18 protein-coding genes are annotated in these 16,544 nt (G+C 69.1%); 13 read left to right on the forward strand and 5 right to left on the reverse strand.

Going from position 1 to position 16,544, the window contains the following annotated elements:
• The first annotated feature begins 143 nt into the window (after positions 1–143).
• From KME78_RS32125 to KME78_RS32135, 3 genes are read left to right on the forward strand one after another with little or no spacing between them, the layout of a single operon-like run.
• On the forward strand, positions 144–1,283 hold the full coding sequence (locus KME78_RS32125; RefSeq protein ID WP_219533126.1) for a sugar ABC transporter substrate-binding protein: 1,140 nt from the start codon (positions 144–146) through the stop codon (positions 1,281–1,283).
• The gene (locus KME78_RS32130) at positions 1,276–2,244 is read left to right on the forward strand and encodes an ABC transporter permease (RefSeq protein ID WP_219533127.1); all 969 of its coding nucleotides are present in this window, start codon (positions 1,276–1,278) and stop codon (positions 2,242–2,244) included. Before KME78_RS32125 ends, KME78_RS32130 begins: the two co-directional genes overlap by 8 nt.
• On the forward strand, positions 2,241–2,990 hold the full coding sequence (locus KME78_RS32135) for an ATP-binding cassette domain-containing protein (protein WP_219533128.1): 750 nt from the start codon (positions 2,241–2,243) through the stop codon (positions 2,988–2,990). Before KME78_RS32130 ends, KME78_RS32135 begins: the two co-directional genes overlap by 4 nt.
• Before the next feature lie 3 nt (positions 2,991–2,993).
• Here the strand turns inward: KME78_RS32135 and KME78_RS32140 are convergent, their stop codons facing one another.
• A complete protein-coding gene (locus tag KME78_RS32140; protein WP_219533129.1) occupies positions 2,994–3,641 on the reverse strand; it encodes a CAP domain-containing protein in 648 nt (215 codons plus the stop codon).
• An 81-nt stretch (positions 3,642–3,722) separates the two neighbouring features.
• Positions 3,723–4,505 (reverse strand): CPBP family intramembrane glutamic endopeptidase, encoded by a 783-nt coding sequence (locus KME78_RS32145; RefSeq protein WP_219533130.1) that lies wholly within the window; start codon positions 4,503–4,505, stop codon positions 3,723–3,725.
• Positions 4,506–4,782: 277 nt separating this feature from the next.
• Here KME78_RS32145 and chvE point away from each other — a divergent pair, with 277 nt between their 5' ends.
• From chvE to mmsB, 3 genes are read left to right on the forward strand one after another with little or no spacing between them, the layout of a single operon-like run.
• The gene (gene chvE, locus KME78_RS32150; RefSeq protein ID WP_219533131.1) at positions 4,783–5,919 is read left to right on the forward strand and encodes a multiple monosaccharide ABC transporter substrate-binding protein; all 1,137 of its coding nucleotides are present in this window, start codon (positions 4,783–4,785) and stop codon (positions 5,917–5,919) included.
• A 4-nt stretch (positions 5,920–5,923) separates the two neighbouring features.
• Positions 5,924–7,462, forward strand: a complete 1,539-nt coding sequence (gene mmsA, locus KME78_RS32155) for a multiple monosaccharide ABC transporter ATP-binding protein (protein ID WP_219533132.1) — start codon at positions 5,924–5,926, stop codon at positions 7,460–7,462.
• Entirely contained in the window at positions 7,459–8,718 is a 1,260-nt protein-coding gene (mmsB, locus tag KME78_RS32160) for a multiple monosaccharide ABC transporter permease (protein ID WP_219533133.1), read from the forward strand. The genes mmsA and mmsB overlap by 4 nt, the downstream gene beginning before the upstream one ends.
• 24 nt (positions 8,719–8,742) lie before the next feature.
• Here mmsB and KME78_RS32165 read toward each other — a convergent pair whose 3' ends face one another.
• Positions 8,743–9,579 (reverse strand): PaaX family transcriptional regulator, encoded by an 837-nt coding sequence (locus tag KME78_RS32165; protein WP_246652385.1) that lies wholly within the window; start codon positions 9,577–9,579, stop codon positions 8,743–8,745.
• Between the two features lie 118 nt (positions 9,580–9,697).
• On the opposite strand from KME78_RS32165, the gene KME78_RS32170 reads away from it, so the two are divergent.
• The 4 genes from KME78_RS32170 (at position 9,698) to KME78_RS32185 (ending at position 12,904) form a co-directional block, all read left to right on the forward strand.
• Positions 9,698–11,188, forward strand: coding sequence for an acyl-CoA synthetase (locus tag KME78_RS32170; protein ID WP_219533134.1), 1,491 nt, complete (start codon positions 9,698–9,700; stop codon positions 11,186–11,188).
• Positions 11,189–11,275: 87 nt separating this feature from the next.
• On the forward strand, positions 11,276–12,130 hold the full coding sequence (locus KME78_RS32175; RefSeq protein WP_219533135.1) for an NAD(P)H-binding protein: 855 nt from the start codon (positions 11,276–11,278) through the stop codon (positions 12,128–12,130).
• 33 nt (positions 12,131–12,163) lie between these two features.
• Positions 12,164–12,577, forward strand: coding sequence for a hypothetical protein (locus KME78_RS32180; RefSeq protein ID WP_246652387.1), 414 nt, complete (start codon positions 12,164–12,166; stop codon positions 12,575–12,577).
• Between the two features lie 24 nt (positions 12,578–12,601).
• The gene (locus tag KME78_RS32185; RefSeq protein WP_308127219.1) at positions 12,602–12,904 is read left to right on the forward strand and encodes an ArsR/SmtB family transcription factor; all 303 of its coding nucleotides are present in this window, start codon (positions 12,602–12,604) and stop codon (positions 12,902–12,904) included.
• 465 nt (positions 12,905–13,369) lie between these two features.
• Here KME78_RS32185 and KME78_RS32190 read toward each other — a convergent pair whose 3' ends face one another.
• Positions 13,370–14,416 carry a GlxA family transcriptional regulator gene (locus KME78_RS32190; RefSeq protein ID WP_246652389.1) on the reverse strand — a complete coding sequence of 349 codons (1,047 nt, stop codon included), beginning with the start codon at positions 14,414–14,416 and terminating at the stop codon, positions 13,370–13,372.
• Positions 14,417–14,487: 71 nt separating this feature from the next.
• On the opposite strand from KME78_RS32190, the gene KME78_RS32195 reads away from it, so the two are divergent.
• The 3 genes from KME78_RS32195 to KME78_RS32205 all read left to right on the forward strand — a co-directional run bounded on the left by KME78_RS32195 (position 14,488) and on the right by KME78_RS32205 (position 15,888).
• Positions 14,488–14,802 carry a cupin domain-containing protein gene (locus KME78_RS32195; protein WP_219533137.1) on the forward strand — a complete coding sequence of 105 codons (315 nt, stop codon included), beginning with the start codon at positions 14,488–14,490 and terminating at the stop codon, positions 14,800–14,802.
• Positions 14,803–14,887: 85 nt separating this feature from the next.
• Entirely contained in the window at positions 14,888–15,262 is a 375-nt protein-coding gene (locus KME78_RS32200; protein WP_308127220.1) for a protein-tyrosine phosphatase family protein, read from the forward strand.
• Positions 15,263–15,297: 35 nt separating this feature from the next.
• Entirely contained in the window at positions 15,298–15,888 is a 591-nt protein-coding gene (locus KME78_RS32205; RefSeq protein ID WP_219533139.1) for a TetR/AcrR family transcriptional regulator, read from the forward strand.
• 9 nt (positions 15,889–15,897) lie between these two features.
• Here KME78_RS32205 and KME78_RS32210 read toward each other — a convergent pair whose 3' ends face one another.
• Positions 15,898–16,485 (reverse strand): DUF305 domain-containing protein, encoded by a 588-nt coding sequence (locus KME78_RS32210; RefSeq protein WP_246652390.1) that lies wholly within the window; start codon positions 16,483–16,485, stop codon positions 15,898–15,900.
• Positions 16,486–16,544: the final 59 nt, after the last annotated feature.

A 16,544-nucleotide genomic window follows, 5' to 3' on the forward strand; every position in this document is an offset into this window, starting at 1 on the left:
CCCGCACCTCAGATCCGCCGGATCATCAGGGCTCCGCCTTGCCCATTGACACGCTTCGAGAACCTTTTAGTTTTTTCAGTGGGCGTGCTGACGGGGGAAGCGATCACCCTGGACCGATCCTTCAGGAACAAGAGGTCGAGCGCATGGATGTCCATCCCAAGGTCGAAGAGGCAGTCGAAACGCTCAGTCTCCCCCCGATCGCCCGGCGGCGCCTGCTGTCCGGTGCCGGTCTGGCCAGCGCATCGGCCGCGGCGGCCGCGCTGCTGGCGGCGTGCACCTCCAGCCAGGACAAACCCGCCGCGTCCGGCGGCGCGGGCGCTCCCGGCGACTTCCCGGCCACGCCCAAGTGGAAGTTCGTGCTCGTCTGCCATGTCACCACGAACCCGTTCTTCACCCCCACCCAGTACGGGGCGCAGGACGCGTGCGCGCTGCTCGGCACGGACTTCCAGTGGACGGGCTCGAAGGACTCGATCGTGGCCGAGATGGTCAACGCGTGCAACACCGCGATCTCCGCCAAGGCCGACGGGCTCGCGGTGGCCGTGGTGGACAAGGCCGCGTTCCGCGAACCGGTCGGCAAGGCGCTCGACGCGGGCATCCCCGTCGTGTCCTACAACGCCGACGGCGCCCGCGAGGACAAGGGCACCGCGCGGCTGGCCTACATCGGCCAGGGGCTCTACGAGTCCGGATACGCCCTCGGCCAGCGCGCCCTCCAGCAGGTGGACTCCGGCGAGGTCGTCGGCTTCATCGCCACCCCCGGCGCCCTCAACATCCAGCCGCGGATCGACGGCGCCCAGCAGGCGTTCAAGGACTCCGGCAAACCCATCAAGTTCACCCCGGTCGGCACGAACGCCGACATCACCAAGGGCTTATCGATCATCGACGCCTATGCGCGGGGCCACCCGAACCTGGCCGGGATGCTCGCCGTCGACGCCGGATCCACCCAGTCGATCGGGCAGACGGTCAAGAAGTACGGCATGCGGAGCAAGGGGCTCAAGGTCGCCGGCGGCTTCGACCTCGTACCCGAGACCCTGACGGCGATCAAGAACGGCGACCTCGACTACACCATCGACCAGCAGCCCTACCTGCAGGGCTTCCTGCCGGTGCTCTACCTGTACCTCTACAAGCTGTCCGGCGGGCTGCTCTTCCCCTCCGAGACCAACACCGGCCTGCTCTTCGTGACGAAGGACAACGTCGGCCCCTACCAGACGACCAAGACCCGCTTCGAGGGCTCCGACACCGCGCAGAAGCTCGTGCCACGCTCCGGTGCCATCGCTCATGCGTAGGATCCGCGAGGAGTTCCTGCGGCACCGGGAAGCCAGCGTGCTCGTGGTCGCGATCGGCCTGGGCCTGTACTTCGTGTCGGTGACGGACGTCTTCGTGTCCTACGACAACCTGGTCAACATCTCCCAGGCCACCGCCCCCGCGGCGATCGTGGCGTGCGGCACGGTCCTGCTGCTGGTCAGCGGTGAGATCGACCTGTCGGTGGGCGTGGTGGCGGCGCTGGCGCCGTTCATGATGCACTACGCCATCGACTTCTGGGAAGTGCCCGCGATCCCGGCGATCCTGCTGGCGCTGCTGACGGGGACGGTGATCGGGCTCGGGAACGGGTTCGTCACCGTCGTGCTGCGGGTCCCGTCGTTCGTGACCACGCTGGGCACCTTCTACGCGGTGACCGGCGTGGTGCTCACCACCTCGCACGCCTATCCGGCCGAGATCCCCGCCGTCGTGGACGGGACGATCGGCGAGTGGCTCGGGGCGGCGAACTGGGCGCATCTCGGCTGGACCCTGGCCATCGTGACCGTGCTGCACATCCTGCTGACCAGGACCCGGTGGGGGTTGCACACGATCGCGGTCGGCGGCAACCCGCTGGGCGCCTCGGAGGCGGGCGTACGGACCGGCCGCATCAAGATAGGAAATTTCATGATCGGCGGGACTCTGGGGGCGTTCGCCGGGCTGATCGAGGCGTTCCGCATCCACACCATCGACCCGAACATCGGCGGTGGCACCGGCCTGATGTTCACCGCGGTCTCGGCGGCGGTGATCGGCGGCACGGCGCTCGCGGGCGGCTCCGGGACCATCATCGGCTGCGCGCTCGGGGCGCTGGTGCTGGCCGTACTCCAGAACGGGATGAACCTCATCGGCATCTCCGCCAACCCGTACTTCCTCATCCTGGGCGCCGCGATCCTGCTGTCCATGATCGCGAATGTCTCCCTGACCCGGCTGCGAAGGGCGGGACGGACATGACCGCGATCCTGCGTACCGAGGCCCTGTCCAAGCGGTTCGGGGCGGTCACCGCGCTGCGGGAGGTCAGCCTGACCCTGGAGCGGGGAGAGGTGCTGGGGCTCATCGGCGACAACGGCGCGGGCAAGTCCACGCTGGTCAAGCTCCTGTGCGGGTTTCACCAGCCCGACTCGGGCCGCATCCTGCTCGACGGCGAGGAGGTCGCGCTGAAGTCCGTACGGCAGGCGCGATCGCTGGGCATCGACATCGTCTACCAGGACCTCGCCCTGATCAACGAGCTCAGCGTCTACCACAACATGTTCCTCGGCCGGGAGCACGTCGGCTTCGGGCGGCTGCTGAGCAACCGGCGCATGCGCGGGCTCGCCGCCGAGCACCTGGAGGCCATGGGGGTCCGCATCCCCTCGGTCGACGTCGAGGTGGCCAAGCTCTCCGGCGGGCAGCGGCAGGCGATCGCCGTGGCCCGTTCGGTGTACTCGCGATCGAGGATCCTGCTGCTCGACGAGCCGCTGGCCGCCATGGGCGCCAAGGAGGGGGCGCTGATCCTCGACCTGGTCAGTGACCTCAAGGCCCGCGGCGAGGTGTCCATCGTGATCATCGCGCACAACTACGCCCAGATCCTGGAGGTCTGTGACCGGGTCAACCTGCTCCAGCACGGCACGATCACCTTCGACAAGCCCACGGCGCAGACCTCGCTCCAGGAGCTGACGGACCTGGTGGTGGAGGAGTATCGCCGGGCCCGCCGCCCCTGACCGTCACCGGCAGAAGCCGAACACCTCCGTCGTCACCAGGGTGACGTTGGAGGTGACACCCGGGCGCGCGCTCCCGTTGCGTACCGAGATGCCGGTCTGCTTCATCTGCGGGTTGAGGATGTTCTGCCGGTGGGAGGCGCTGCCCATCCACCAGCGCACCGCCGCCCGAGGCGTCGCGTACGAGGTGCCCCAGCCGGCGTAGACGTTCTCCAGCGCCTGCCACGTGCCCGAGGGGCAGTAGCCCGCCGCGCGTATCCTGCTGCCCACGGTGGACCCGGTGACCGGGTTGACGTGCCAGTTGGCGCCGTCCACCCACCACTTCTGCTGGATGGCCGCCTTCACGTGACCGTCAGCCGCGTTGAACAGCCGCAGGCTGTCCTCCACCGGGGCGAGCCCGGCCTTCGCCCGCTCGGCGTTCACCAGGCAGCGGATGCTGCCCGAGGCGAACCCCTCGTTGAGCGCGACCGCGGCCTTGATCCGGCTGTCATTCCAGTCCGGATACTGCTGCCGGTACCACTGGGGCGTCCGGACGGTGTCGTCGGCGCCGCTGCACGCCGCCGCCACCGACGCGGGTGCCGGGGCCGTGACCAACAGGCCCAGCGCCAGTAGTGACGACGCGGCCGCCGCGGCGGCGAGCCTCTGCATGCCCATGGTCGTTTCTCCTCATGTCGGGATTTCTCGTCAGTCCCGACTGTGCGATCCGTGGGCACGGAGCACATGAGTAAGACCTACTCAGGGCAGCCAGCTCACCCGGCCGTGCAGGGCGGCGTAGCCGGCGAAGGCGACGGCGTCGATGAGCGTGTGCGCGATGATGAGCGGCATGGCCCGGCCCCAGCGCTGGTACAGGCGGCCGAACACCAGCCCCATCACCACATTGCCGACGAAACCGCCGAACCCCTGATAGAGGTGGTACGACCCGCGCAGCAGCGCCGCCACCACCACGGAGCGCCAGGGCGCCCATCCCGCCTGCTCCAGCCGGCGCAGCAGGTAGCCGCTGACGAGCACCTCTTCGAGCACGCCGTTCTGCGCGGCGGCCAGCAGCAGGACCGGGATCCGCCACCACACGTCGGGCAGCGCGCCGGCCACGACGTTGAGGTTGATCCCGGCGGCGTACACGGCCAGGTAGAAGGCCAGCCCCGTCCCGCCGATCGCAGCCGCGAGCAGGGCGCCGCGCACCAGGTCGCGCCGTGGTTCGCGGAGATCGACGCCGATGGTCCGCATCGACTCGCCGGAGCGTACCAGCAGGTAGGCGACGAGCCCGACCGGGGCCACGGAGATTGCGATGTCGACGAGCTGCAACGCCAGGTCCAGCCAGGGCCGGTCGGGAGCCAGTGAACGGACGAGTACGGCCTGCTGCCCCTTCAGCTGCTCTGGCGCCGTGAGCGCGCCGATCAGCCGGACGAGCGCCACGAGGCCGCTGGCCCCCAGCGAAACGGAGAACACCACGAGGATCTCGGCCCGGATCAGCCTCGGTCCGAGGGTCAGGGGCGGCGCGGCGGGGGACTGCGTGGTCATGGCCGCAGAGTAGCCGGAAGCCGGTAAAAGGAGCCTCAGCGCGAGCGACTTTCCGGGGGACGTGCCCGCCGGTGACCTCCAGGCGGGAGCTCGCCGGATCGACCGGTCGCCGGCGGAAGGTAGCCTCGCACCGCAGGCCCAGGCCACTTGAACTGTGAAGCTTGTGTTACGTCTACGTTATCCCCTTCGCTTGACACCGGAAATGTTAGCGATAACACTCGCGGGATCGGCTGTCTCCCACGACGCGCGGGCAGCCCCCATTTCCGCAAGGAGAAATATGAGATTTCCACGATTCGCGGCCGTGGTCTCCGTCCTGGCGCTAGCCACGGTCGCGACCGCATGTGGCTCGGCCGAGAAGACGGTCGACCAGCAGGCGGCCGCCAGCGCCTCCGCGGGCAGTGCCGGTGCGCTGGTGGGCGTCACCATGCCGACCAAGTCATCGGAGCGTTGGATCCACGACGGCGACAACGTCAAGGCCGGGCTGGAGAAGCTCGGATACAAGGTGGACCTGCAGTACGCGGAGAACGACATCCCGACCCAGGTCAACCAGATCGAGAACCAGATCACCAAGGGCGCCAAGCTCCTGATCATCGCCTCGATCGACGGCACGGCCATCACCACGCAGCTCCAAGAGGCCGCTGACAAGAAGATCCCGGTCGTCGCCTACGACCGGCTGATCCGCAACAGCCCGAACGTCGACTACTACGCCACCTTCGACAACTTCAAGGTCGGCGTGCAGCAGGCCACGTCGCTGCTGGTCGGACTGAAGCTGCTGAACGCCGACGGCTCCGCGGGCAGCGCCAAGGGCCCGTTCAACGTCGAACTGTTCGCCGGTTCGCCCGACGACAACAACGCGACGTTCTTCTTCAACGGCGCCATGTCGGTGCTCAAGCCGTTCATCGACAAGGGCACGCTCGTCGTCAAGAGCGGCCAGACGGACTTCAAGACGGTCGCCATCCTGCGCTGGGACCCGGCCACCGCGCAGAAGCGCATGGAAGACCTGCTGACCAAGACCTACAGCGGCGGCACCAAGGTCGACGGCGTCCTGTCGCCCTACGACGGCCTGTCGATCGGCATCCTGTCCGCGCTCAAGAGCAACGGCTACGGGACCTCCGGCCAGCCGTACCCGACCGTGACCGGCCAGGACGCCGAGCTGGCGTCGGTGAAGTCGATCATCGCGGGTGAGCAGTACTCCACCATCTACAAGGACACCCGGCAGCTGGCCGACGTGACCATCAAGATCGCCGACACCGTCCTCAAGGGTGGCAAGCCCGAGGTCAACAACACCAAGGACTACGACAACGGCAACAAGGTCGTGCCGTCGTACCTGCTCCAGCCGCTGATCGTCGACAAGACGAACTACGAGAAGGAACTCGTGGACACCGGCTACTACACCAAGTCCCAGCTGGGCTGACGACATGACTGATGACATCCTGCGGATGCGCGGGATCACCAAGACCTTCCCCGGAGTCAAGGCGCTGCAAGACGTCAACCTGTCCGTACGGCAGGGCGAGATCCACGCGATCTGCGGCGAGAACGGTGCCGGCAAGTCCACGCTCATGAAGGTGCTGTCGGGCGTCTACCCGCACGGCACCTACGAGGGCGAGATCTTGTTCGAGGGAGAGCCATGCCGGTTCGCCGACATCCGTGACAGCGAGCACCGCGGGATCGTCATCATCCACCAGGAGCTGGCCCTGTGCCCGCAACTGTCGATCGCCGAGAACATCTTTCTCGGCAACGAGCAGGCCAGCAATGGCCTGATCGACTGGAACCGGACCAACCACGAGGCGGCCGAGCTGCTGAAGCGGGTCGGGCTGCACGAGAACCCGGTGACGACGATCTCCGACATCGGGGTCGGCAAGCAGCAGCTCGTGGAGATCGCCAAGGCGCTGTCCAAGCGGGTGCGCCTGCTCATCCTCGACGAGCCGACGGCCGCGCTCAACGACGAGGACTCGGCGCACCTGCTCGACCTGCTGCGTGGCCTGCGTGATGAGGGCATCACGTGCGTGATCATCTCGCACAAGCTCAACGAGGTCATCGACATCGCCGACTCGATCACCATCCTGCGTGACGGCCGGACGATCGAGCGGCTCGACATGGTCACCGACCACGTCACCGAGGGCCGCATCATCTCCGGCATGGTCGGCCGCGACCTGGAGAACCGCTTCCCGCCGCACGAGCCGAACATCGGCGAGGAGGTGCTGCGCATCGAGGACTGGACGGTGCACAGCCCCGCCCATCGCGGCCGGGTCGTGGTCTCCAACGCCAGCCTCACCCTGCGCAGGGGTGAGATCGTCGGTCTGGCGGGGCTCATGGGCGCCGGCCGGACCGAGCTGGCCATGAGCGTCTTCGGCCGCGCCTACGGCACCGACATCTCCGGCCGCATCTACAAGGACGGCCGGCAGATCGAGATCCGGTCGGTGCAGGACGCGATCCGTCACGGCATCGCGTACGCCACCGAGGACCGCAAACGGTACGGCCTCAACCTGATCGAGGACATCAAGCGGAACGTCTCCGCCGCCGCGCTGCCGAAGCTGGCCCGGCGCGGCTGGGTCAACGACAACGAGGAATACCGGGTCGCCGACGAGTTCCGCGCGAGCATGAACATCAAGGCGCCCAGCGTGCTGAGCGTCACCGGCAAGCTCAGCGGTGGCAACCAGCAGAAGGTCGTCCTGTCGAAGTGGATCTTCACGGACCCCGACGTGCTCATCCTGGACGAGCCGACCCGGGGCATCGACGTCGGCGCCAAGTACGAGATCTACTCGATCATCAACCGGCTCGCCGACGAGGGTAAGGCCATCCTGGTCATCTCGTCGGAGCTGCCCGAACTCCTGGGGCTGTGCGACCGGATCTACGCGTTGTCGGCCGGCCGGATCACCGGCGAGGTCCCGCGCGAGGAGGCCACGCAGGAGGGCCTCATGCAGTACATGACGAAAGGACTGGACGAGATCCGATGAGCAGCACCTCATCCACTGACGCCGGGCTGGCGCCCGCCGGCCAGGAACCGCCCCCACCGCGGGGACAGGAAAGGTCCTCGTGGCTGTCGTTCAACGTGCGGCAGAGCGGCATCTATGTCGCGTTCGCGCTGATCGTCGTGCTGTTCGCGTTCCTCACCAAGGGGGCGCTGCTCCAGCCGCAGAACATCTCCAACATCATCGTCCAGAACTCCTACGTCCTGATCCTGGCCATCGGGATGATCCTCATCATCATCGCCGGGCACATCGACCTGTCCGTGGGATCGGTCGTGGCCGTCACCGGGGCCATCTCCGCCGTGCTGATGGTGAACTACGGCGTGCCGTGGCCGCTGGCGCTGGTCATCACGCTGGTCGCGGGCGCGCTCATCGGCGCGTGGCAGGGGTTCTGGATCGCCTACTACGGCATCCCGGCGTTCATCGTGACGCTGGCCGGCATGCTGCTGTTCCGCGCGCTCACGCTGACCGTGCTGGGCAACCAGGGCATCGGGCCGTTCCCTGACGCCGTCCGTACGCTGTCGAACGGCTTCACCGACGGCTATCTCGGCAACATCGGGCTCGGCCCGCTGGGCGGCGCGGACCTGTTCAGCCTGCTGCTCGGCCTGGTGGCGGTGGCCGGAATGGCCGCCAGCCAGTGGCGGAGCCGGGTGGCGCGGCAGGGTTACGGCCAGAGCGTGGACCCGCTGCCGATCTTCCTGCTCCGCATCGCCGCGGCCGCCGCGGTGATCCTCGCGGTGGTGGTGCAGCTGGCCAGGTTCAAGAACCTGCCCTGGGTGCTGATCCTGCTCGCGGTGCTGGTGCTGGGCTACTCGCTGGTGACCAGCCGGGCCGTGTTCGGCCGGCGGATCTACGCCATCGGCGGCAACCTGCAGGCGGCGCTGCTGTCCGGCATCAAGGTCAAGTCCGTCGTCTTCTGGATCTTCGTGAACATGGGCGTCCTGTCCGCGCTCGCCGGGATCATCTTCGCCGGGCGGCTGAACCAGGCCGGGCCCACGGCGGGCAACTCCTTCGAGCTGGACGCGATCGCCGCGGCGTTCATCGGCGGTGCGGCCGTCCAGGGCGGCGTCGGCAAGGTGGTCGGTGCGGTCACCGGCGGTCTGATCATGGGCGTCATCAACAACGGCATGTCGCTGATCGGCGCGCCGAGCGAGCGGGTCATGTTCGTCAAGGGCGCCGTCCTGCTCGCGGCCGTGGCCTTCGACGTGTGGACCAAGCGCCGCGCGGCGTCCGGCAGCCGCTGATCGAGCGGTCAGCTGACCGCTCGATCAGCTGACCGGTGAGGTGACGGCCAGTTCGTCCAGGACGGTGTCGGCCAGCACCCTGGCGCTCGGCTCGTAGTCGCGGGCCAGGGTGTGGAACACCTGCTCGGCCCGGATCGCCGGCCAGTCGGCCGGCAGGTGTTCGGCCGGCAGGTGCGGGTCCTGGCGGACCAGCTGCAGCCAGTCGGTGTGCAGGAGAAGCTGCCGGGCCAGATCGTCGGCCGCCGAGGGGAGCGGGTTCGGTGTGTCCCAGCGGTCGAGGAACGCCCGGTAGCGGGCGGCGATCCGCTCGGTGCTGAACGCCTTCCGCACCAGGTCGGCCGACTCGGTCGGCTTGAACGCCCGGGCCGTCATCACGGTGACGTGATCGCCGAGTTCGAGCGGGGCGAGGATGCCCCCGACGTCCTTGACACCCGGCGCGATCCACAACCCGCTCTGCAGCAGGCCGAACCCGGCCCAGATGAGCTGCGAGCGGAGGTCGTGCCGGGTGCTGCGCAGGCTGTCGGGGATCGAGAAGCCCACCAGGGTCCAGGCGCCGTCCCAGTCGCGGTTGACCGCGCCGGTCTCCCAGACCCGGCGGCGCCCGTCGTCGAGCACCTCCACCGCGTGCTCGGTGAGCCCGAAGTACATCCTGCGCCCCTGACGGTGGCGGGCCAGCAGCCCCCGCTTGACCATGCGGGTGAGCGTCGAGCGCACCGCCTCCTCGGTGACGCCGAGCCGGGCGAAGACGTCGATGACGCTGCCCGAATAGACGGCAGTGCCGCGCCCCAGGACGTAGACGCCGAGAAAGCTGAACATCAGGGACTGCGGACGGGCCGTCAGAGCGTCTGCATCGCCGAGCATCACAGCACCGAGGGTAGACGGATCCGTCACGGTCGGCAAAACTCTGACTCAGGTTGAGAAACTGCCCCATGTAAATGGGGTAGGTATCGGACTGACCGATGCGAGAGGCCGTACGCCCATGGAGAACGCGGGAGTGGGAGGGTGGCCGGCTCGCCGGGCCCAGATGACGCCGGACCGTACGGCGTTCGTCTTCGAAGGCCGGGCGGTCACCTACGCCGAGGTGCACGAGCGGACGACGAAGCTGGCCGCGCGCCTGCGTGCGGCCGGGGTGGGGGCCGGAGACCGGGTCGCCTACCTCGGCCCGAACCACCCCGCTCTCGCGGAGACCATGTTCGCCACGCACCTGCTCGGCGCGATCTTCGTGCCGCTGAACTTCCGGCTGACCGCGCCTGAGATCGGCTACATGCTGGACGACTGCGGCCCGGCCGTCCTGATCCACGCGCCCGAGTGCGCCGAGGTGGTCCGGGCGCTCTCCGGCACCACCGCCCTGCTCGTGCCGGACGTCGAGAGCTGGCTGGCCGAGGGTGATTCCGCGCCGATCGACGTACGGGTCGGGCTGGACGACCTCGCGCTCATCCTCTACACCTCCGGCACCACCGGGCGGCCCAAAGGCGCCCTGCTCAGCCACGCCAACCTGGTGTGGAACACCTTCAACATGCTGATCGGCGTCGACGTGACGAGCGACGAGATGACGCTGATCAGCGCGCCGCTCTTCCACGTCGCCGCGCTGAACCAGACGCTGCTGCCGACGTTCGCCAAGGGCGGCTGCTCGGTGATCATGCCGTCCTGGGACGTGGACGCGTGCTACGAGCTCATCGAGAAGCACCGCATCACCTGGATGTTCGGTGTCACGACGATGTTCGCCGCGTTCGCCCGGTCGCCGAGGTGGGCCACGGCCGACCTGTCGTCGCTGCGCAACCTGATGTCGGGCGGCGCGCCGATCCCGGCCGCGCTCATCCGTGTCTACCAGGAGCGGGGCCTGGTGTTCTGCCAGGGCTACGGGCTCACCGAGACGGCGCCGGGCGCGACCTTCCTGGAGGCCGGGCAGAGCGTGCGCAAGGTGGGCTCGGCCGGGGTCCCCGTGTTCTTCACCAACGTACGCGTGGTCCGGCCCGACCTCACCGGCACGGCCGTCGGCGAGCCGGGCGAGGTGCTGGTCCAGGGGCCGAACGTGACTCCCGGCTACTGGCAGAACCCCGAGGCGACCGAGGCGGCGTTCGTGGCGGGCGGCTGGCTCCGTACGGGCGACATCGGCGCGTTCGACGACGAGGGCCACCTGCACCTCGTGGACCGGGTCAAGGACATGTACATCTCGGGCGGAGAGAACGTCTATCCGGCGGAGGTCGAAGGCGTGCTGTTCGAGCACCCGGCCGTGGCGGAGGCGGCGGTCGTGGGGGTGCCGGACGTCACCTGGGGCGAGGTCGGGCGGGCGTTCGTGGTCTGCCGGGCGGCCGTCACCGGCGAGGAACTGCGGGAGTTCCTCGACGGGCGGCTGGCCAGATACAAGATCCCGCGCTACTTCGACCTGGTGGACGACCTGCCCCGGACCGGCTCGGGAAAGCTCCAGAAGGCCGCGCTGCGGGGCCGCCCGCTCAACCGGCCAGGCTGAGACGCCGGACGGATGTCACACTCGGCAGGCCCACCCGGCTCTATGGAGGTGATCGCACATAGATAGGCCCCAGTGAAAGGCCGTGCCATGTTCCTCGTAACCGGAGCCACGGGCGTCGTCGGACGTCCCCTCGTTCAGCTGCTCGTCAGCCAGGGCGCCAAGGTCCGCGCGGTCACCCGTGACCCGCAGGCGGCCGGTCTGCCCGACGGGGTCGAGGTCGTGGAGGCCGACCCCGCACTGCCCAGCTCGCTGGCCTCCTGCCTGGACGGCGTCACCGGCCTCTTCCTCCACCCGCGCGCCGTGGGACTCGCCGCCCCCGAACTGCTGGCACTGGCCAAGGAGCGTGGGGTGACCCGGGTGGCCGTGCTCTCCGCGGAGAATGTCGACGACGACCTCGATCACCAGCCGTCCCGGTTCAACGGGGACCGGAACAAGGAGGTTGAGGCCGCCGCCGTCGCCAGTGGCTTGGAATGGGTGAGCCTGCGGGCCAGTTCCTTCGCGATCAACACGCTCGTGGCGTGGGGCGGCCAGATCCGCGCCGGTGACGTCGTCCGGGGGGCGTACGCGAACTTCTCCGAAGCGCTCATCGACGAGCGCGACCTGGCCGAGGTCGGCGTCCGCGCGCTGCTCTCCGATGACCTGGTGGGCAGGAAGCTTCATCTGACAGGGCCGCGGTCCCTGACGCACGAGGAACTGGTCGCCACCCTCGGTGAGGTGCTCGGCAGGCCGCTGCGGTTCCAGGAGCTGCCGCCGGAGGCCGTCAGGCAGGGCATGGTCGGGATGGGCATGAACGAGGCGTTCGTGGTGGCCCTGCTCGCCAGGTACGCCCGTGGCGCCGGCCGGCCCGCGCTGGTCACCGACGAGGTGGACAAGGCCCTCGGCCGTCCCGCGCGCACCTGGACGGAATGGGCCACCGACCACGCCGCCGCCTTCCACGCCTGACACCCGACAACCCAGAACTCGAAGGAGTACGTCATGGCAGGTGAACACGTGCTCGACGCGGTCGGGCCGAACACGACGCCGCGCTTCTTTCCCACCATGCGGATAACCGTGATCTTGCAGGCGGCCGCCATGTTGACGCAGGCGATCACGGCCGGCCTGTTGATGTCCTCGCCCGATGGCCGGGCGCTGCACGGCGTCACGGCGGTGGTGGCCGTGGCCGCAGGAGCGATCCAGCTCCTCATGGCGATCCTGGTGTGGCGTCCGGGCGGCGGCTCGCCGCGATACGTCGTCAACAGTACGTTCTTGCTGGTTCTGACGCTGGCGGAGGCGGCGCTCGGTGACACGCATGTCCCGGCGGTCCACGTGCCTCTTGGCGTGCTGCTGTTCGGCGGGAGTGTCGTCCTGCTGTCGCGGGTCTGGTCACGCGCCGCCGCCATGGACAGGTAGTTAGCTAATTGCCACAATGCCTTCGTGGTGGATGTGGATCTGGTCAAAGCGTTGGCCAACGACAAGCGGCTGCTGATCCTCGATTGGCTGCGTGAGCCCGAGCGGCACTTTCCGCCGCAGCGTGACGGTGACCTGGTCGATGACGGGGTCTGCTCGCTGTTCATCGCGGAGAAGCTCGGGGTGAGCCAGCCGACCTGCGGCGGGCATCTGAAGGTGCTCAGCGCGGCGGGGCTGGTGCGCGGCAAGAAGATCAAACAGTGGGTGTTCTACCAGCGGGACGAGGAGCGGATCGCGGCGGCCAAGGAGTCGCTGGGCGGCGACTGGTGATCCACCGGCCGGACGCTGACCGCGGATCCGCACCTGGGAGTACGCGATGGACGCGGGCCGGAGAGGCTGTGAGCGGTCGCCCCGGCCCGAGTCGACGCGGCGCGCCGTCACAGGCAGGGGACGATCTGATGGGCTGGACCGCCGACCCGGGTCCAGTTGGTGCCGCCGATCCACTTTTGACGTGCTCCTGGCCCTGGAGGGGCGAGGATTCCCGTGCTGCTGACGCAGCAGTTCATGCCGCGTAAGCAGCACGAGCTGTGGAACAGGATGCTTGACGCTTCACCGACCCGCCTACCGGCAAGTCTCCACGTCCTGTCACCGCCCGTCCGGCGGCCTCGTTGCACCGATGAATCCAGGAAGTGATCTCACGGCCAGCTTGGTTATCGCTCGCCAGTTCGACTACGGAAACCTTACCGTACGCAGTTGAGGCATTGCAAGCAGTTCCGTTCCCTGCACGCTCGCGCCTCAGAGAGCACCCATGCGCAGGCTTACACCATCCCGCCTGAAGATGGGAGAACTGGCCCGCATCTCGTTAGCCGCCGCCGCGGTCAGGGGGTTGGTCCGGGCGCGCAGGTGGAAGGCGCGCCGGTACGCGGCGGGGGTGGTGCGCAGGACGTCGTGGAAGCGGCGGCGGAGGTTCGTGGCCGAGGAGAGGCCGACCCGGGCGGCGATCGCGTCCACGGACAGGTCCGTCTCCTCCAGCAGTGCTCGCGCCCCGGCGATCCGCTGCGCGAGCACCCACTGACCGGGACTGGTGCCGAGCTGGGCGGCGAACATCCGGGCCAGCGTCCGGGCCGACACACCGGCGCGGGCCGCCAGGTCGTCGACGGTCAGCGGTTCGCCGAGCCGCTCCGCGGCCCAGCCCAGCAAGGGGGCGAGGGAGTCGGGCACCCGGGCCCGCGACGGCGCGATGGCGTACTGGAGCTGCCCGCCCTCCCGGTGCGGCGGCATGACCATGTGGCGGGCCACCTTCGCGGCGTACGCGGCCCCGTGGTCGGCCCGGACGAGATGCAGGCACAGGTCGATCCCCGCGCTGGTGCCGGCGCTGGTGGCCACGTCGCCGTGGTCCACGTACAGCACGTCGGAATCGACGGTGACGGCGGGGAAGCGTTCGGCGAGCTCGGCCGTCAGCCGCCAGTGGGTGGTGGCCCGCCGCCCGTCGAGCAGCCCGGCCTGCGCCAGGACGAACGCGCCCGAGCAGATGGCGGCGATCCGCGCGCCCCGCGTGTACGCCCGGCGCAGCGCGGAGAGCACGGCCGCCGGGGCCGTACGGGTCTGCCAGCCCGGGATGACGACCGTGTCGGCGCTCTCCAAAGCGGTCAGACCCTCGGTGACTGTGATCGAGTAACCGGCCAGGGTGGGCACCGGTCCCGGGGTCTCGGCGCAGACGCGGAAGTCGTAGTGGCGGGCGAGCCCCGGCCGTACGGTGGCGAACACCTCTGCGGCGCAGCTCAGCTCGAACGTCGCCAGCGGCGGGCTGGCCAGCGCGACGACACGGTGCTCTGACGACATGGCAGAAAAGTACTCCATGACGTCTTTTCTGGCACTGGGTGGGCGCCGGTCGGCTCGTCAGGATGGCGGGCATGGAACCAGAAGCGCAGGCAGTGCACATCGACGATGTCGTACCGGTGGAGGTGTCGCCCGGCATCGTCAGGAGGCGTCTCACCGCGACCGAGGGGGCCCGGGGCTGGCTCATCGACTTCGCCCCCGGCACGCAGTGGCCCGAGGTCGACGTACACGAGGGGGAGGAGCGCTACTACGTGCTCAGCGGTGAGGTGATCGAGGGCGAGACGCGGTACGAAGCGGGGACCTACGTGGTGTTCGCCGCGGGCAGCCGACACCAGCCGCGGACCGAGACGGGAGCGCGCATGCTGGGGATCAACCTCCTGCCCAAGTGAGCGCCAGAATGGGGACATGACCGACTCACAGTTGACGGGTGCGATCTCACTCCCCGATGGGACCTGGGTCCGTGGCCGTGGCCTCTTGAACGAGCCCCCTACGGGGCCCGCTCCCGACTACGGCCTCTACCTGGGTTCGTCGGGGTTGCGCCGGAAGGGTGGGGCCGGGTTGTCCTGGCCGCACGACTGGATCGACTGGCCGGACTTCCTCCTGCCCCGCGATCGTGACGACGCCGTGCGGCGGATCCGCGCGCTGTACGAGCGGGCCCGCGCCGGGGAGCGGGTCGAGGTGGCCTGCGGCCATGGGGTCGGCCGCACCGGCACTGTCCTGGCCTGCCTGGCCGTGCTCTCCGGGCTGTCCCCGGCCGAGGCGATCACCTGGGCACGGCAGAACCACCATCGCCGGTCGGTCGAGACACCGTGGCAACGCGGCTGGGTCGCCCGCTTCCCGGTGGGCTGAACCCCACGGTCCGGCCCGTCGGTAGGCTGGACGGCATGGTGAAGAGCGTGGCCCGGGAGCCCGTTCCAGCACGTCGCGCCGACGCCGAGCGCAACATCGCGGCGATACTCGACGCGGGCATGCGGCTGCTCGGCGCCGACCCGGCCGCCAGCGTCGCCGACGTCGCCAAGGCCGCGGGAGTGGGCAGGGTGACGCTCTACGGGCACTTCCCGTCTCGGGAGGCCCTGGTCGACGCCGTGCTCGATCACGCGATCGGCATCGCCGACCTGGCGCTGGGCGGCGTCGACATCGACGAGCAGCCGGCGCCCGAGGCCGTGGCGGCGCTGCTGCGATCGTCCTGGCAGGTGCTCGACCGGCATCGGCGGCTGTTCCTGGCCGCCGACCGGGTGCTGCCCATGGAGCGGATCCGCGAGCACCACGATGTTCCCCTGCGGCGGATCGAGCGCCTGATCGCCCGTGGGCGGGACGACGGCGACTTCCGTACCGACCTGCCGTTGTCGTGGCTGGTGACCACGTTCTTCGGCGTGCTGCACAGCGCCGCCCAGGAGGTGGAGTCCGGACGGCTGGAGCAGGCGGACGTCGAGCGGGTGCTCGTCACGACCATGCTTTCGCTGCTGTGCCCCTGAGACCACGGGTCAGAGCCGCTGGCCGATCTCCTGGAGCAGCGCCACCTCGCCCCGCTGGTGGATCACCATGTGCGCGGCCATCTTCTTGACCTCGGGGTGGGCCCCGTCGGTCTGCTCGGTGCGGGCCATCTCGACCGCGCCGTTGTGATGGGCGATCATCCCCTCCACGAACAGCTTGTCGAACTCCTGGCCCTTGGCCGACGCGAGCTGCTTCATCACCTTCTCCGACAAGAGGCCCGGCATCTCATGCCCCATGTGGCCGGACATCGCGGGCTTGCCCCATGCGGTCAGCCAGCCCTTCATGGTGCCGATCTCCCGTTCCTGGTCCGTCTTGATCTTCGCCGCGAGCTCCTTGATCTGGACGTCACTCACCCGGGACGCCGCCAGGCCGGCCATCTCCACCGCCTGCTCGTGATGCGGGATCATCATCTGCGTGAACATCACGTCGGCGTCGTTGGCCGACGGTGCCCTGGCCGCCGTCGCGGCGACGGGCGCGGCGCTCGACATGCCCTCGTGGCCGGTCATGCCGGTGCCTCCACATGCGGTGAGCAGGGCGAGCGCGCCCGTGGCGGCGTACACGCGCATTCTGGCCCGCAACGCGGTCCCTCCCAACTGGTTGGCTCAGCCTCCGCCTCTGTGGTGCCGCGCCCGGGTGG

Origin of the sequence: Nonomuraea guangzhouensis, assembly GCF_019396345.1 — a bacterium.
Taxonomy (GTDB): Bacteria; Actinomycetota; Actinomycetes; order Streptosporangiales; family Streptosporangiaceae; genus Nonomuraea; species Nonomuraea guangzhouensis.

What these genes read in the sequence shown, in the direction of transcription:
- KME78_RS32125 (WP_219533126.1), top strand. Translation starts at nt 144, where the DNA reads ATGGATGTCCATCCCAAGGTCGAAGAGGCAGTCGAAACGCTCAGTCTC.
- KME78_RS32130 (WP_219533127.1), top strand. Translation starts at nt 1,276, where the DNA reads ATGCGTAGGATCCGCGAGGAGTTCCTGCGGCACCGGGAAGCCAGCGTG.
- KME78_RS32135 (WP_219533128.1), top strand. Translation starts at nt 2,241, where the DNA reads ATGACCGCGATCCTGCGTACCGAGGCCCTGTCCAAGCGGTTCGGGGCG.
- KME78_RS32140 (WP_219533129.1), bottom strand. Translation starts at nt 3,641, where the DNA reads ATGGGCATGCAGAGGCTCGCCGCCGCGGCGGCCGCGTCGTCACTACTG.
- KME78_RS32145 (WP_219533130.1), bottom strand. Translation starts at nt 4,505, where the DNA reads ATGACCACGCAGTCCCCCGCCGCGCCGCCCCTGACCCTCGGACCGAGG.
- chvE (WP_219533131.1), top strand. Translation starts at nt 4,783, where the DNA reads ATGAGATTTCCACGATTCGCGGCCGTGGTCTCCGTCCTGGCGCTAGCC.
- mmsA (WP_219533132.1), top strand. Translation starts at nt 5,924, where the DNA reads ATGACTGATGACATCCTGCGGATGCGCGGGATCACCAAGACCTTCCCC.
- mmsB (WP_219533133.1), top strand. Translation starts at nt 7,459, where the DNA reads ATGAGCAGCACCTCATCCACTGACGCCGGGCTGGCGCCCGCCGGCCAG.
- KME78_RS32165 (WP_246652385.1), bottom strand. Translation starts at nt 9,579, where the DNA reads ATGCTCGGCGATGCAGACGCTCTGACGGCCCGTCCGCAGTCCCTGATG.
- KME78_RS32170 (WP_219533134.1), top strand. Translation starts at nt 9,698, where the DNA reads ATGGAGAACGCGGGAGTGGGAGGGTGGCCGGCTCGCCGGGCCCAGATG.
- KME78_RS32175 (WP_219533135.1), top strand. Translation starts at nt 11,276, where the DNA reads ATGTTCCTCGTAACCGGAGCCACGGGCGTCGTCGGACGTCCCCTCGTT.
- KME78_RS32180 (WP_246652387.1), top strand. Translation starts at nt 12,164, where the DNA reads ATGGCAGGTGAACACGTGCTCGACGCGGTCGGGCCGAACACGACGCCG.
- KME78_RS32190 (WP_246652389.1), bottom strand. Translation starts at nt 14,416, where the DNA reads ATGTCGTCAGAGCACCGTGTCGTCGCGCTGGCCAGCCCGCCGCTGGCG.
- KME78_RS32195 (WP_219533137.1), top strand. Translation starts at nt 14,488, where the DNA reads ATGGAACCAGAAGCGCAGGCAGTGCACATCGACGATGTCGTACCGGTG.
- KME78_RS32205 (WP_219533139.1), top strand. Translation starts at nt 15,298, where the DNA reads ATGGTGAAGAGCGTGGCCCGGGAGCCCGTTCCAGCACGTCGCGCCGAC.